Origin of the sequence: Enterobacter bugandensis, from assembly GCF_900324475.1 — a bacterium.
In the GTDB taxonomy this organism is placed as follows: Bacteria; Pseudomonadota; Gammaproteobacteria; order Enterobacterales; family Enterobacteriaceae; genus Enterobacter; species Enterobacter bugandensis.
The window spans coordinates 1213838-1228036 of sequence record NZ_LT992502.1; the positions used below are offsets into that span (position 1 = coordinate 1213838).

Sequence of the window (14199 nt, forward strand, 5' to 3'; positions counted from 1 at the left end):
TGTATCGTCGCTATGTCAATTCAGAAAATCGCTCAGCTGGCCGGGGTTTCCGTGGCAACGGTCTCCCGCGTGCTGAATAACAGCGACACCGTGAAGGCGAAAAACCGCGAGCGCGTTCTGCAGGCGATTCAGGAGAGCAACTACCAGCCAAACCTGCTCGCCCGTCAGCTGCGCACCGCCCGCAGCTATATGATCCTGGTGATGGTGTCCAACATCGCCAACCCGTTCTGCGCCGAAGTGGTGAAGGGCATCGAAGCCGAGGCGGAGAAAAACGGCTACCGCATTCTGCTATGCAACTCCGGCTCGGACATCGAGCGCTCCCGCTCGGGCTTAAGCCTACTCTCCGGCAAAATCGTCGACGGCATTATCACCATGGACGCCTTCTCGAAGCTGCCGGAACTTGCCGCGCTGATTGGTTCTGCACCGTGGGTGCAGTGCGCCGAATACGCCGATGCGGGCGCGGTCTCCTGCGTCGGCATCAATGATGTGGACGCTTCACAGCATGCCGTCAGCCAGCTGGCCGACGGCGGCCGCAAGCGTATCGCGATGATCAACCACGATCTCAGCTACAAATATGCCCGCCTGCGCGAACGCGGCTACAAGAGCGTGATCCACCTGCGGGATCTGGACTATCAGGCAGTGGAGTATGCCAGCGATCTCAGCTCGGGGGCGGGCATGGCGGCGATGCAAAACCTGTTAAAAGATAATCCGCCGGATGCGGTATTTGCCGTTTCCGATACGCTGGCGGCGGGCGCGTTGCGCGCCATTCAGCAGGCAGGTCTGCGGGTGCCGGAGGATATTGCCGTGGTCGGCTTTGACGGTACGGAGCTGGCGGACATGATTTCACTTACCACCATCGAACAGCCGTCGCGGGATATCGGGCGCAAGGCGGTCAATCTTCTCTTAAACAAAATCGACAACCCGGATGCGCCCACGGAAAGGGTGATGATGGACTGGCGCTTTATTTCCCGCGGCAGCACCTGATTATCTGGCAATAACGCCTGCCAGGGAGCGAATATCGTTCCCGGTCGGCGACTGGTGAATACGCAGGCCAAACTCATCCACTACCGCGAAAATATGGTCGAAGATATCGGCCTGAATATCTTCGTATTCCGCCCAGATTACCGTATTGGTAAAGGCATATATTTCAATCGGCAGCCCGTTGGCATCCGGCGCCAGCTGGCGCACCATCAGCGTCATATCTTTACGAATACGCGGATGGTTACGCAGATATTCATTCAGGTAAGCGCGGAAGGTGCCGATATTGGTCATCTTGCGCAGGTTTAATACCGATTCCCCTTCGCCGTTCTGCTGATTCCACAGGCTAATTTCCTCATGGCGCGCGGCCAGATAAGGCTTCAGCAGTTTCGCCTGAATCAGCTTCTGCTGCTCCTGCTCGTCGAGAAAATGAATGCTGGTGGTATCGATATTCAGGCTGCGCTTGATGCGTCGCCCGCCGGAGGCGGACATCCCACTCCAGTTGATAAAGGCGTCGGAGACCAGCGCCCACGTCGGAATGGTGGTGATGGTGTTATCGAAGTTGCGTACTTTAACGGTCGTCAGGCCGATGTCCGTCACCGTACCATTAGCGCCGTACTTCGGCATCTCCAGCCAGTCGCCGAGCTTGAGCATGTCGTTGGCGGAAAGCTGAATACCCGCCACAAGGCCGAGTATCGGGTCTTTAAACACCAGCATCAGTACGGCGGCCATCGCACCCAGACCGCTTATCAGAATCGCCGGGGACTGGCCGATCAGCAGGGAGATGATTAAGATCCCCACCAGGATAGCGCTCACCAGCTTGATGCCCTGGAAGATCCCCTTCAGCGGCAGCTGCGAGGCGGTCGCCATCTTTTGCGACAGATTAAATATCACGTCCAGCAGCGAGAAGAAGGAGAGCAGGGCATACACCATCACCCACAGCTTCGCGCAGGTGGTGAGTATTTCCGCCGCTTCGCTGCCTTTTTGCAGCCACAGTACCGCCTGAACGTTGACGATTATCCCCTGCAGGGTAAAGGCCAGACGGTGAAATAATTTATTCTGGGTAATAATTTGCAGCCATAAATGGCTACTGGCCTGCGCGCGTTTCTCGAATGCGCGCAGCACCAGTTTGTGCAAAATAAAATGAACAATGATGGCGGTGAGAAAAATAATACCAAAGATAATCACTAAAGAGGTGGTGTGATTAATTTCAATCCCTAACTCTTCAACCTGAGCAATTAATTCCTGCATAACGTCTCCTGTATTGATGCAGCCCCATAATGGCGGCTGCGGATCTATTATGCAAATTCACAGGATTATTTGGCGGCCTCACAGACCTTCACAACCGGCAGGCAGAGACGATGACGCATGCGCAGCGTCGCCAGCGCCAGGATAACCATCAGGCCGGTTTCCACCGCCAGGAAAAGGGTAATCGCCTGCGCGTAATCCCCGTGGTAATTCTGCAGCCCGTGCAGCAAAATCGCCCCGAAAATGGCCGGTCCCAGACCCAGCGCGGCCTGCTGCAGCGTGCTGAGAATGGCGCTTGCGGCCCCTGCGTCGTCAGGCTGGATATCGCGCATCCCGATGCGGTAGAAGCTGTTTACAATCAGCGCCTGGCCGTAGCCGACCAGCCCGGTGGCTGGGGCCAGCGTCAGCGCGGTGTTGTTCACGCCCCAAATCCGGAACGTCGCGATGAGCGCCAGCAGGCCGATTATCTGAATTGCCAGACCCGTCAGCAGAATCGTGCTGGTACTGTAGCGGGCAATCAACCGTGGCGCGAACCAGGCAGAGATAAAATAGGTCACGCCCAGGGCGATAAAGCTGTTCCCGGACTGCCACGGCGCCATCCCCAGACCGGTCTGCATGGTCAGCGCCATACAGAACATAAACCCGGACCAGACGCTGAAAAAGAGCAGCGCAATCACGATGCCAAAGCGAACGCTGCGAAGCTGAAGCAGGCGTGGCGGGATCAGCGGATGGGCATTCTCTCGCTCCTTTTTGCGCGCGTTCCGCGCCATCAGCCAGGCCAGCGGAATAATGGCAAGAAGCATAACCTTCAGCGACCACGGCCAGTGCCACTGCGGACCGAGCGCCATCGGGAACAGCAGGCAGCAAAGAATGAGGGCCAGCAGCACGGTGCCTGTCCAGTCGATGCGCGACGGCGTTTCACGACGGGTTTCCGGCACGTAGCGGCGGCTTAACGCCAGCACCACCAGACAAATCGGCACGTTGATAAAGAAGGCGTTACGCCAGCCCAGCCCGGCGATATCCGCCGACACCAGCCAGCCGCCGCCCATCTGTCCGACGATAAACGCAATCCCGCCAATGCCGCCAAACAGGCTAATGGCTTTCGCGTGGGCGCTACCTTTTAGCGTGACGTGCAGCGTGGCGAGGATCTGCGGCATGATGAGCGCTGCCCCCGCGCCCTGAACGATGCGTGCGGCCAGCAGTTGTTCAATATTTCCCGCCATCCCGCACAGCAGCGAGGCCAGCCCAAAAACTGCCACGCCCCACATAAACAGGCGACGGCGGCCAAGGTTATCCCCCAGCTTGCTGCCGAGCGCAAGGCAGACGGCAAAGGCCACGCCGTAGAGAGCGACAATGAGCTCCAGCTCGGTGGCGGTGGCGTGCAGCGAATGGGTGATGGCGTCCAGCGCCACGTTGGTGATTGAGGTATCAATCATCGGCAGCATCTGGCCGATTAACAGCAATATCAGGCCTGCGCGACCCGGTGAAACAACTGACGTATTCATGGTAACTCCATTGCGTCATTCATCAGATGGTCGTAGCATCAACCATCTGATAAACGGGTACCAGTTCTTGCTTATACTGGTACTGGCACTACCATGCAGGGGGATTTATGGCCTTGATGTCTGAACCCGTCACCTCACTTCAGGATGACACCCGAAAACAGCTGGGGGCATTTTTACGCGCCCGGCGGGAAAGCCTCGATCCCCAGCGTCTCGGCCTGCCGCGCAGCGGTCGGCGGCGCACGCCTGGCCTGCGCCGGGAAGAGGTGGCGATGCTCGCTGACGTGGGCGTGACCTGGTACACCTGGCTTGAGCAGGGCAGGGACGTCAACCCCTCCAGCGCAGTGATGGCCGCCATCGCAAAAGCGCTGCAGTGCACCCCGACCGAGGCCCGGCATCTTTTCGTGCTCGCCGGCTTGCCGCCGGGAGAAGCCCCGCAGGCGGTCTGCTGCGAGGGCATCAGCGAAGGCACGCGCCGCCTGCTGGATACCCTGATGCCTAAACCCGCCAGCATTCAGAAGCCCAACTTCGACATCGTCGCGTGGAATGACAGCTTCGGGCATCTCATGGGCGTCGATTTCAACGCCATCCCGCCGGAAGACCGCAACTGTATTTACCTGTTCCTTACCCATCCGGCGTGGCGTGCGCGTCTCGGCAGACGCGACGACGTGCTGCCGATTTTCGTTTCCTATTTCCGCGCGGCGATGGCCGAGCACCGGGGCGACCCGCTGTGGGAAGCCAAACTGGCGCGCTTCTTCGCGGTGTCCGAAGAGTTCAAAACCCTGTGGCACCAGCGCAACGACGTGCGAGGCGTGGAGAACCAGCTCAAGCTTTTTACCCATCCAGAACTGGGAGATTTTACGCTGCAGCAGATGTACTGGTACTCCGCGCCGCGAAACGGATCGCGGCTGCTGGTGTATCTCCCGGTGGATGAGGCGGGGGAAAGGGCGATGGAATGGCTGGCGGCGCAGGGGAAGTAAGTTTTTTGCGAGGCGCTTTCAGGTAATCAAAGCGGCTCCGGTTCTTCCTGTTAAAAATGGGTAAGGTGGGACACGAAAAGCTAAATTAGCCTTTAATGCAAATTGCCTTATATGCTAATATCATCAGGGATGAAATATCGTGTTCAGACTTATCGTTCATGAGGCGGTAAGGGAAGAGATTCTCTTACTACCTGCTGGGGTGAAGGCGAAGCTGATTCGCCAGCTTGATAAATTGCGTTTAAACCCGACGGCTCTTCGGGAACCTGACAGCAAACCATTGCCGCATGGCCTGTTTGAAATAAGGACCGTTGGGCTGATCCATACCCGAGGTATCTATGTTTACCCGCGGGAAAAGACGATTTTTCTTTTGCGCGTGTTTGTTAAGAAGACGCAAAAAACGCCCTCTGCTGAACTTCGTCTGGCACTGAAGCGACAACAGGAGATGTTGGATGAGCAAGAAGATTATTGACTGGGATGAACTCAGGGCTGAACTGTTAAGCGATTCAGAGGTTCAGGCTTCCTTTGATGCAGAAGAGCGCAAGGAGCGTTTGCGGGAGATGCTGGCGCAATGGCGCAATCATGCTGGCCTGACGCGCGCCCAGGTGGCGGAGCGGATGGGCGTCAGCGCACCAACGGTATCAAGAATGGAAGCGAATATTACCCGGGCGAGTCTCGATACATTAACGCGTTATGCGCTGGTGTGCGGGATAAAGCATCCGCAGATTACGCTCTATTGACGCTTAATCAACTTGCTGAATTTACGCGATTTCTATTGGAAGTTAAGTTGACTATACTTATGCGATGAGAAACAACTAATGTCGCCACTAATGATTGATTCCGCAGAGTTCAGCCAAAAACTCGGGCTTATCTCCCGAAACGTCGAACATACCGAAGCATTTCTGGCGCGGGGTACTGCGGATTTTCATCTGCCGGGGTTCTTGCTGCCTGTCGGATACCGGCTTTTAAAATCGCGTTATGGTGATGAATATCGTCTCGTGACTACCGATGACGGTAAGCCTTATACGGCGTATGCCGTGAAGCTTACATTTCATAAAGAAATTACCTTTCCCCACGGTGCCGCCACGCAGGTGATGGTATGGCGCACCCCGCGCGCCGTCCACCAGCGCGTAATAAGCGGATTACCGCAATTATTTTTCCAGTGGGTGCTCAGCGAATACGACATCGTAGTCTCCGACAGCGAGCAAACGGGGGACGGGCAACGGTTTTGGCTGCGCATGATCGATTGGGCGTTCACCATGAACTATCGCATTAGCGTGGCAGACGGTACAGTGGGAGAAGAATGGACGTTAACGCCCGTAAACTCTTACGCCGAGCTGGAAGAGCGCTGGATTGCCTTTGCCTGGGGAAGCGATCGCGATGTGCATCCACACCGCAGGCTGGTCATCAGTAAAACGTAACGGGCCGCGTGCAGCGACCCGTTTGAATCAGCACTCGGTCACAATCGTGCTCAGCGGCAGGCGAGATTTCGGCAGCGTGGCGTTAAAATCTTCCACGCTGTGATGCCCAACCGGCACCACCACCAGGCTGGTGAAGCCTTTCTCTTTCAGACCAAACTCTTCATCCAGAATCGCCGCGTCAAAGCCTTCAATCGGCACCGCGTCCAGACCCATCGCGCCCACGCCCAGCAGGAAGTTACCGACGTTCAGGTAAACCTGTTTCGCCATCCACTGGTCGTCATCTTTCAGATCCACGCGGTGCATGTCGGCGAAGTAGGTGCGGCCCTTATGGTTCGCGGCTTTAGCTTCCGGCGTGTTGAAACGGCCATCGGCCTCTTCCTGGTCGACAACGCGTTCCAGCCAGGCGTCGTCCATCGCGGTTTTCGCGCAGAACACCACCACGTGAGAGGCGTCCAGCATTTTGCGTTCGTTGAACACGTAAGTGCCTGCGGCGGATTTTGCCACGCGGGCTTTTCCTTCCTCGGTGCTGGCCACAATGAAGTGCCACGGCTGGGAGTTGGTGCTGGAAGGGCTGTACTGCAGCAGGGTTTTGATTTTCTCTGCTTCTTCAGCGGTCAGTTTTTTGGTTGGGTCGAACGCCTTGGTAGAGTGGCGTTTCAGGGCGACAGAAATGATATCCATGACTACTCCTGGTAATGAAATTCGCCCGTGCGCGGGCGCGAAAGGAGAGCAGATTACCGCGCGAAGCGGCAAAAGATAAGTGCGATTCGAGCGGTTATACTGTTCGGCGCAGACGAACAATCAGGCAGGGCGTATCCATTTCTGGTCTTTTTTCGGCAGCTTATCGACGACCAGGTTCCACGAATCCTCGATCAGGTCGGCGACCAGTTCTGGCGTGATGTCCTCGGTGCCGTAGAGCGAAATCCAGTGTTTTTTATTGAGGTGGTAGCCCGGCTCAACGCCACGGTAAATCTGCTGATTTAACAGGGATTTTTCCGGGTCGGATTTCAGGCTAACGTGGGGGCGTCCGTGCGCGGTGGCCATCAGCATAAAAATTTTCCCGCCCACCTTAAACACGTCGTACTCGGGGCCAAACGGCCAGCAGTGTTCGGTGAAAGGCATCTCCAGTGCGACGCGTTTTGCGTGCGCCTGCAGGGATTTACTGTCCATCGTTATCCTCCTGAGCCAGCCCGCGCCACATGGCTTCGAAACCCAGCGCTTTAAAATCGGTGGCGCGGGACGGATCGCGGGTGGCAAACTCCATGGTGGTTTCCGCCAGCGATAAGAAAAGCGCATCGCCAAACGTTTTGAATTCATCGGACATAAACACCGGGCGCACCGAACGGCGGCATAGCTCGTGAAGTTCCGGGAACATCTCTTTCACCGCCTGTTCCGTTTCAGCGCTCAGCTTTTCACTGACGCCAATCTGGCGGATCGCCGCATGCGCCACGGGGTTACGAATCCCCCAGTCCACGTAGCTGTTCCAGATATTGCGGGTATGCTCTTTAGGAAGCGTGAGGGTGCGATCGAGGTTCGCCAGCATGGTCTGGCAGAGATCCTGCTTGAGGTGCAGGTAAAGGGCATTCAGCAGATCGTCTTTAGTAGCAAAGTAGCGAAACAGCGTGCCTTCAGCGACGCCCGCATTCCGGGCAATTAACGCCGTTGAGGCGGCAATACCTGACTGTGCAAATGCCACCGTCGCGGCTTCCAGTAAGGCCTGTTTTTTATCTTCACTCTTCGGACGTGCCACTAAATTTTTCCCCCTTTCAATTATAAAAACCCTGATTGAAACACGTGCTTTGACACGCTGCAACGCGGAATGTCAAAGATCGAAAACGTCTTGACGACTTTATCATCATATCTATAATGAGTGCTTACTCACTCATAATCAAGTTTCCCTCGCGTAAACCATCGGATGGCGCGCGTTTTCGGGTCAGGATATGAAAAAGCCTCTCTTCATCTGCGTGGTGTTCCTCATGATTATTGCTTCAACTGCGAGTTTACCGTTTGTTCTGAATGCCGGATTTGGCCAGCCGCCGCAGGGTGCGCAGCTTACGGAAGTGGAGGCTTCTCCGCACTATCGCGACGGGAAGTTCCACAACGCGCTCCCGACGCCTGGCTTTACCGGGCAGCAAAACATGCTGGTGGCGTGGTGGCAGTTCCTGACCCGTAAAACCGAAAACGCTCGTCCGGCGCAGCCGCTGCCGCTGGTGAAAACCGATCTGGCGAGCCTGCCTCTGGAGCAGGATACGCTGGTGTGGCTCGGCCACTCCTCGTGGTATATGCAGCTGGCGGGAAAACGCATTCTGATCGACCCGGTCCTCGGCAACTACGCCGCGCCGTTCTCGTTCCTCAATAAAGCGTTTGCGGGAGAGTATCCGTGGCGCGCGGAGAGCATGCCGGAAATCGACCTGCTGATTATCTCGCACGATCACTACGACCATCTGGACTACGCCACCATCCGGGCGCTACTGCCGAAGGTGAAGCGCGTCGTTACGCCGCTCGGCGTGGGATCCCACCTGCGCTACTGGGGAATGAAGCCTAAGATTATCGACGAACGGGACTGGAACCAGTCGGTGCACATCAGCGATGCGCTGACGGTTCATGTCCTGCCCGCGCGCCACTTCTCGGGGCGCGGCATTAAGCGTGACCAGACCCTGTGGGGCAGCTTCATGTTTGTCACGCCAGAGCAGAAGGTCTACTACAGCGGCGATTCCGGTTATGGCCCGCACTTTAAGGCCATCGGCGAACAGTTTGGTGAAGTGGATTTAGCCATCATGGAAAACGGCCAGTACGACCAGGACTGGAAGTACATCCACATGCTGCCGGATGAAACGGCGCAGGCCTCGGCGGACCTCAATGCGAAAGCGGTGGTGCCGGGGCATAACGGACGCTTCGTGCTGGCGAAACACACCTGGAACGATCCGCTGATCCAGCTGGCGCGGGCCAGCAAGGACAAAAATTATCGGCTGCTGACGCCGGAACTCGGTGAGCCGGTCCGGGTGAGCGATAGCACGCAACAATTTCGTGAGTGGTGGGAATAATGTTGAACCAAGAAACAGAGGGGGAGAGCAGCATGACGATTTCCGCTCAGGTCATTGATACGATTGTCGAATGGATCGATGACAACCTACACCAGCCGCTACGCATCGAAGAGATCGCCCGCCACGCGGGTTACTCCAAGTGGCATTTACAGCGGCTGTTTATGCAGTACAAAGGCGAAAGCCTGGGGCGCTACATCCGCGAGCGCAAGCTGCTGCTGGCGGCGCGGGATCTGCGTGAATCTGACGAGCGCGTGTACGAAATCTGCCTGCGCTACGGCTTTGAATCGCAGCAGACGTTTACGCGCATCTTTACCCGCACCTTCCATCAGCCGCCCGGGGCTTACCGCAAAGAGAACCATAGTCGGGCGCATTGAAATTGACGAAACAAAGGCCGGGTAAGGCATCGCTGCTACCCGGCTTTTTTATTGGCCTACGACGCCAGTGAAAACCAGCGGCGCCAGACGAAACGCAGGATGAAGAATTCGATAGCGCCGAGCAGTAAAAACCACACGCAGAACAAAATGGTGTAGAGCTGGTTCAGGTCGACCATATGAAAGGTTTGAACCAGCTTCTGCGCCAGCACCAGACCCAGCGACGGCGCGGGTAGCAGTAAGCAAGAGATCAGGGCCATCAATAAAATGCCCCCCGCAGTCAGCAGCGATTCCAACGGGTGTTTCATCGTAATGTTAATCGTCAGTTAAAAATGTCATTGTCCGGCATCCTTTAACGTAAAGCAATATCAACCCGGCGGCCCTTTTTAAATTAAATAATTCCATCCCACGAAGAATAATGCGCGGAAGGAGAATAATTTAATCCTGATGATTAAATTAATATCGCGCTATGTAAATAAATGTCTGCATCACGAAAATAATTTTACAAACATATAGGTGCTATATCCAATTAACGTCGCAATAACAATGGCTGCGACAATGTATAACGCCAGGCGCCGTCCGCGATAAATACCAAACATGGTTCCCCCTCGTTTAGGATTGGTTTAGAAATATTTTGTAAAAATCAGCTCGTCGAAATAATTTTTATCAATTTTGAATAACCCAGTGGTAAATATATTGCGGTAGATCAATTTTACCCGCAAGACTTTAAAATCAATTTATTTAAGCCAGAAAGGAATTCAGGCTTCTGTTCACCGGATATTGAAGGAAAAATATGATGACTGAAAAAAAATACTCCCCAAACGTGCCGCCTTCCGGCGGGCTGGCATACCAGCAGACCGCAGAGCAGGTGCTTACCCACGTGCAGAGCCAGGCCAGCGGTCTGGATCGTGCAGAGGCGCAGGCGCGTCTGCAAAAAACAGGGCCGAACGCGCTGCCGGAGAAAAAAGGCAAACCCGCCTGGCTGCGTTTTTTGGCCCATTTTAACGATGTGCTGATTTACGTTCTGCTGGCCGCCGCGGTATTAACGGCGGTAATGGGTCACTGGGTCGATACGCTGGTAATTTTGGGCGTGGCGGTCATCAATGCGCTAATTGGCCATATTCAGGAAAGCAACGCAGAAAAATCGCTGAAGAGTATTCGCAATATGCTTTCCAGTGAGGCGCGCGTTATTCGTAACGGCAACCATGAAACCATACCGACGACGGAAATAGTTCCGGGCGATATTATTGTATTGCGCGCGGGGGATCGTATTCCGGCGGATATGCGTTTAATCGAGGCGCATAATTTACGCGTGGAGGAGGCGATTCTGACCGGTGAGTCCACCGTGGTGGATAAACACACGAATCCGCTGAGCGGCGAATTACCGCTGGGCGACCGCACCAATATGGTCTTTTCCGGGACGACCGTGAGCGCAGGCGGCGGCATCGGCGTGGTCATTGCCACCGGTAAGGATACGGAGCTCGGCCACATCAACCAGATGATGGCGGGCATTGAAAAGCACCGCACCCCGCTGCTGGTGCAGATGGACAAGCTGGGTAAAGCCATCTTCGTCATTATTCTGGCGATGATGGCCGCGCTGTTCGTCTTCAGCCTGATGTTCCGCGAGATCCCGATGGGCGAGCTGCTGCTCTCCCTGATCAGCCTGGCGGTTGCCTCCGTACCGGAAGGTCTGCCGGCGATTATCTCCATCATCCTCTCCCTGGGCGTGCAGGCGATGGCGCGCAAACGGGCGATTATCCGCAAGCTGCCGACGGTTGAAACCCTGGGCGCGATGACCGTGGTCTGCTCGGATAAAACCGGGACCCTGACCATGAACGAGATGACGGTAAAAGCCATCATCACCGCCGACGTCTGCTACCGCGTGGACGGCAACAGCTACGAGCCGGTAGGCAATATCTACCTGGAAGGCAGCGACGAGCCGGTGCAGATCCAGCCGGGCACCGTCCTGGAGCAGTATCTGCGCACCTTTGACCTGTGCAACGACAGCCAGCTGATTCAGGACGAGCGCGGCCTGTGGGGCATTACCGGTGGGCCGACCGAGGGCGCGCTGAAGGTGCTGGCGGCGAAGGCCAGCCTTGAGCCGGTGGCGACCACGCTGATTAACAAGATCCCGTTCGATTCTCAGTACAAGTACATGAGCACCCACTACCAGATTGGCGGTGAGGAGCAGATTTTGATTACCGGCGCGCCGGACGTCATTTTCGCCCTGTGCAACCAGCAGCAGACGCGTAACGGTGCGCAAGCGTTCAACCGTGCGTACTGGGAAACGGAGATGGAGCGCTATGCGCGTCAGGGGCTGCGCATGGTCGCTGCGGCGTTCAAGCCAGCGAACGGCGGGCAGGAGCTGACGCACGACGACCTGAGCCACGGCCTGATCTTCCTCGGCATCGCCGGAATGATGGATCCGCCGCGCCCGGAAGCGATTGATGCGATTAACGCCTGCCAGCAGGCGGGGATCCGCGTCAAGATGATCACCGGCGATCACCCGCAGACGGCGATGAGCATCGGCCAGATGCTGGGGATCAGCAACAGCGAGCAGGCGGTCACCGGCTATCAGCTGGAGAAAATGGACGATGCCGAGCTGGCGGAAGCGGCGGTGAAGTATGACATCTTCGCCCGTACCAGCCCGGAGCATAAGCTGCGCCTGGTGAAAGCGTTGCAGGATAAAGGCGAAATCGTCGGCATGACCGGCGACGGCGTAAACGATGCCCCGGCGCTGCGCCAGGCGGACGTCGGCATCGCGATGGGCATCAAAGGCACGGAAGTCACCAAAGAGGCGGCGGACATGGTCCTGACGGACGATAACTTCGCCACCATCGCCAGCGCGGTGAAAGAGGGGCGTCGCGTTTACGACAACCTGAAGAAAACCATCCTGTTCATCATGCCGACCAACCTGGCGCAGGGGCTGCTGATTGTGATTGCGCTGCTGGCGGGGAACATCATTCCGCTAACGCCGGTGCTGATTTTGTGGATGAACATGGCGACCTCCGCCACGCTCTCCTTCGGCCTGGCCTTTGAGGCCGCCGAGCGCAACATCATGCGCCGCCCGCCGCGCCAGACCGGGCAGCACGTAATGGACGCCTACGCCGTGTGGCGCGTGGCCTTCGTCGGCACCATGATTGCCATCGCCGCCTTTGCGCTTGAAGCCTGGCTGGCCCCGCGCGGCCACAGCGCGGAGTTCATCCGCACCGTGCTGCTGCAGATGCTGGTCTGCGCCCAGTGGGTGTACATGATTAACTGCCGCAACACCGAAGGGTTCTCCCTCAACCGCGGCCTGCTGGCGAACAAAGGGATCTGGCTGGTGACGGGCGTACTGTTCCTGCTCCAGGCGGCCATTATCTACCTGCCGTTTATGCAGATGCTGTTCGGCACCGAAGCGCTGCCGCTGCGCTACTGGTTCGTGACGCTGGCGGTGGCTGGGGTGATGTTCTTCGTCGTCGAAATCGAGAAGCGACTGACCCGCAGGTTCCGTAAGGCTGCATAACGAAAATCTTACCCCTCACCCTAACCCTCGCCTCTTTGGGGAGAGGGCCGGGGTGAGGGGAGAAACAACGCTGAGGTACTCCCATGAAACTTCCACTCCTGTTCGCACTTCTTGTCAGTACCCTGCAACCCGTCTTCGCCGCCGCGGTCCCCGTTCGCGTCGCCACCGTGGAGCAGACCGCCCACGCCGCCGAGCGCCAGATCCCGGGACGCATCGAAGCCATTCACACCGTTGAACTGCGCGCACGCACGGAAGGCGTGATAACGAAAATCAACTTCCGCGACGGGCAGTACGTGAAAAAAGGCGACGTGCTGTTCGAGCTGGACGACGCCGAGCCGCGCGCTGCCCTGCGTCTGGCGCAGGCTGAAGTGAGAAGCGCTGAAGCCACGCTGCGTCAGGCGCAGCAGCAGCTTTCCCGCTTCGAAAGCCTGGGCAGCAGCAACGCCATCAGCCGTCACGACGTGGACAACGCCCGCATGCAGCGCGACGTGGCGAGCGCCGCGCTGGAGCAGGCGAAAGCCCGGCTCGACACCCGCAGCGTCACCCTGAACTACACCCGCATCACCTCGCCGATTGACGGTCGCGTGGGCCACAGCCAGTTCCACGTGGGCAGCCTGGTGAATCCTGCCAGCGGCGTGCTGGTGGAGGTGGTGCAGCTCGATCCCATCCGCATCGCCTTTGCGCTGGAGGAGGGGGCGTTTGCCACCAAAGCCGGACAGCACGCGGATATCAGCGCCATGAAGCAGGCCTGGCAGGCGCTGATCGACAGCAACGGTCAGCGCGTCGGCGGGGAACTGACGTCCGTGGACAACCGGATCGATCCGCGCACCGCCAGCGTGATGCTGCGCGCCGAGTTCGCTAACCCGCGCCACCAGCTGCTGCCCGGCGGCAACGTGAATGTCTACCTGCGTCCGGCGAGCGAGCTGCCGGTGCTGACGCTGCCTGCCGCCGCGGTCCAGCAGAACGGCGACGGCTACTTTGCCTGGGTCGTTAACGCCGACGGCAAAGCCGAAAGGCGCCCGCTGAGCGTGGCCGGGCATATCGGCCAGCAGTTTCAGATTGCCTCCGGCGTGAAGCCCGGTGAGCGAGCGATTACCGACGGCGCGCAGCGCGTGCAGCCCGGCGCTGCCGTCCAGATACTCAATTAAGGAGC

The 14199-nt window shown here is 57.4% G+C and carries 15 protein-coding genes; 9 read left to right on the forward strand and 6 right to left on the reverse strand.

The features are described from left to right. The first annotated feature begins 12 nt into the window (after positions 1-12). Positions 13-984, forward strand: coding sequence for a LacI family DNA-binding transcriptional regulator (locus DG357_RS05805; protein WP_088205200.1), 972 nt, complete (start codon positions 13-15; stop codon positions 982-984). On the opposite strand, the gene DG357_RS05810 is transcribed toward DG357_RS05805, so the two are convergent. Beyond that, positions 985-2229, reverse strand: a complete 1245-nt coding sequence (locus tag DG357_RS05810; RefSeq protein WP_041911005.1) for a mechanosensitive ion channel family protein — start codon at positions 2227-2229, stop codon at positions 985-987. Between the two features lie 65 nt (positions 2230-2294). Further along, entirely contained in the window at positions 2295-3731 is a 1437-nt protein-coding gene (locus DG357_RS05815) for an MFS transporter (protein WP_088205199.1), read from the reverse strand. Positions 3732-3838: 107 nt separating this feature from the next. On the opposite strand from DG357_RS05815, the gene DG357_RS05820 reads away from it, so the two are divergent. From DG357_RS05820 to DG357_RS05835, 4 genes are all read left to right on the forward strand, one after another. Then, positions 3839-4708 (forward strand): helix-turn-helix transcriptional regulator, encoded by an 870-nt coding sequence (locus tag DG357_RS05820; protein ID WP_047367648.1) that lies wholly within the window; start codon positions 3839-3841, stop codon positions 4706-4708. 139 nt (positions 4709-4847) lie between these two features. Beyond that, on the forward strand, positions 4848-5177 hold the full coding sequence (locus DG357_RS05825) for a type II toxin-antitoxin system RelE/ParE family toxin (RefSeq protein WP_088205198.1): 330 nt from the start codon (positions 4848-4850) through the stop codon (positions 5175-5177). Further along, positions 5158-5445 carry a helix-turn-helix domain-containing protein gene (locus tag DG357_RS05830; protein ID WP_028012247.1) on the forward strand — a complete coding sequence of 96 codons (288 nt, stop codon included), beginning with the start codon at positions 5158-5160 and terminating at the stop codon, positions 5443-5445. The genes DG357_RS05825 and DG357_RS05830 overlap by 20 nt, the downstream gene beginning before the upstream one ends. 78 nt (positions 5446-5523) lie before the next feature. Continuing rightward, positions 5524-6126, forward strand: coding sequence for a hypothetical protein (locus DG357_RS05835; protein WP_045260722.1), 603 nt, complete (start codon positions 5524-5526; stop codon positions 6124-6126). A 27-nt stretch (positions 6127-6153) separates the two neighbouring features. Here DG357_RS05835 and nfsB read toward each other — a convergent pair whose 3' ends face one another. The 3 genes from nfsB to DG357_RS05850 all read right to left on the reverse strand — a co-directional run bounded on the left by nfsB (position 6154) and on the right by DG357_RS05850 (position 7876). Further along, positions 6154-6807 carry an oxygen-insensitive NAD(P)H nitroreductase gene (nfsB, locus tag DG357_RS05840; protein ID WP_047367650.1) on the reverse strand — a complete coding sequence of 218 codons (654 nt, stop codon included), beginning with the start codon at positions 6805-6807 and terminating at the stop codon, positions 6154-6156. Between the two features lie 120 nt (positions 6808-6927). Next, the gene (locus DG357_RS05845) at positions 6928-7296 is read right to left on the reverse strand and encodes an MmcQ/YjbR family DNA-binding protein (RefSeq protein ID WP_028012250.1); all 369 of its coding nucleotides are present in this window, start codon (positions 7294-7296) and stop codon (positions 6928-6930) included. Next, positions 7286-7876, reverse strand: coding sequence for a TetR/AcrR family transcriptional regulator (locus tag DG357_RS05850; RefSeq protein ID WP_028012251.1), 591 nt, complete (start codon positions 7874-7876; stop codon positions 7286-7288). Before DG357_RS05850 ends, DG357_RS05845 begins: the two co-directional genes overlap by 11 nt. Before the next feature lie 190 nt (positions 7877-8066). On the opposite strand from DG357_RS05850, the gene DG357_RS05855 reads away from it, so the two are divergent. Both DG357_RS05855 and DG357_RS05860 read left to right on the forward strand, forming a co-directional pair. After that, positions 8067-9170, forward strand: a complete 1104-nt coding sequence (locus DG357_RS05855; RefSeq protein ID WP_088205197.1) for a RomA family MBL fold metallo-hydrolase — start codon at positions 8067-8069, stop codon at positions 9168-9170. Between the two features lie 32 nt (positions 9171-9202). Beyond that, a complete protein-coding gene (locus DG357_RS05860; RefSeq protein ID WP_028012253.1) occupies positions 9203-9544 on the forward strand; it encodes a RamA family antibiotic efflux transcriptional regulator in 342 nt (113 codons plus the stop codon). A 56-nt stretch (positions 9545-9600) separates the two neighbouring features. Here DG357_RS05860 and DG357_RS05865 read toward each other — a convergent pair whose 3' ends face one another. Then, positions 9601-9849: a DUF1158 domain-containing protein gene (locus tag DG357_RS05865; protein ID WP_041910998.1), complete on the reverse strand. Its 249-nt coding sequence runs from the start codon at positions 9847-9849 to the stop codon at positions 9601-9603. A 488-nt stretch (positions 9850-10337) separates the two neighbouring features. On the opposite strand from DG357_RS05865, the gene DG357_RS05870 reads away from it, so the two are divergent. Both DG357_RS05870 and DG357_RS05875 read left to right on the forward strand, forming a co-directional pair. Beyond that, positions 10338-13046, forward strand: coding sequence for a cation-transporting P-type ATPase (locus DG357_RS05870; RefSeq protein ID WP_162497083.1), 2709 nt, complete (start codon positions 10338-10340; stop codon positions 13044-13046). A gap of 83 nt (positions 13047-13129) precedes the next feature. Beyond that, positions 13130-14194, forward strand: a complete 1065-nt coding sequence (locus DG357_RS05875; protein WP_088205195.1) for an efflux RND transporter periplasmic adaptor subunit — start codon at positions 13130-13132, stop codon at positions 14192-14194. The last annotated feature ends 5 nt before the right edge of the window (positions 14195-14199 follow it).

Coding starts and splice junctions, on each gene's coding strand:
- DG357_RS05805 (WP_088205200.1), top strand. CDS start 13: ATGTCAATTCAGAAAATCGCTCAGCTGGCCGGGGTTTCCGTGGCAACG.
- DG357_RS05810 (WP_041911005.1), bottom strand. CDS start 2,229: ATGCAGGAATTAATTGCTCAGGTTGAAGAGTTAGGGATTGAAATTAAT.
- DG357_RS05815 (WP_088205199.1), bottom strand. CDS start 3,731: ATGAATACGTCAGTTGTTTCACCGGGTCGCGCAGGCCTGATATTGCTG.
- DG357_RS05820 (WP_047367648.1), top strand. CDS start 3,839: ATGGCCTTGATGTCTGAACCCGTCACCTCACTTCAGGATGACACCCGA.
- DG357_RS05830 (WP_028012247.1), top strand. CDS start 5,158: ATGAGCAAGAAGATTATTGACTGGGATGAACTCAGGGCTGAACTGTTA.
- DG357_RS05835 (WP_045260722.1), top strand. CDS start 5,524: ATGTCGCCACTAATGATTGATTCCGCAGAGTTCAGCCAAAAACTCGGG.
- nfsB (WP_047367650.1), bottom strand. CDS start 6,807: ATGGATATCATTTCTGTCGCCCTGAAACGCCACTCTACCAAGGCGTTC.
- DG357_RS05845 (WP_028012250.1), bottom strand. CDS start 7,296: ATGGACAGTAAATCCCTGCAGGCGCACGCAAAACGCGTCGCACTGGAG.
- DG357_RS05855 (WP_088205197.1), top strand. CDS start 8,067: ATGAAAAAGCCTCTCTTCATCTGCGTGGTGTTCCTCATGATTATTGCT.
- DG357_RS05860 (WP_028012253.1), top strand. CDS start 9,203: ATGACGATTTCCGCTCAGGTCATTGATACGATTGTCGAATGGATCGAT.
- DG357_RS05865 (WP_041910998.1), bottom strand. CDS start 9,849: ATGAAACACCCGTTGGAATCGCTGCTGACTGCGGGGGGCATTTTATTG.
- DG357_RS05870 (WP_162497083.1), top strand. CDS start 10,338: ATGACTGAAAAAAAATACTCCCCAAACGTGCCGCCTTCCGGCGGGCTG.
- DG357_RS05875 (WP_088205195.1), top strand. CDS start 13,130: ATGAAACTTCCACTCCTGTTCGCACTTCTTGTCAGTACCCTGCAACCC.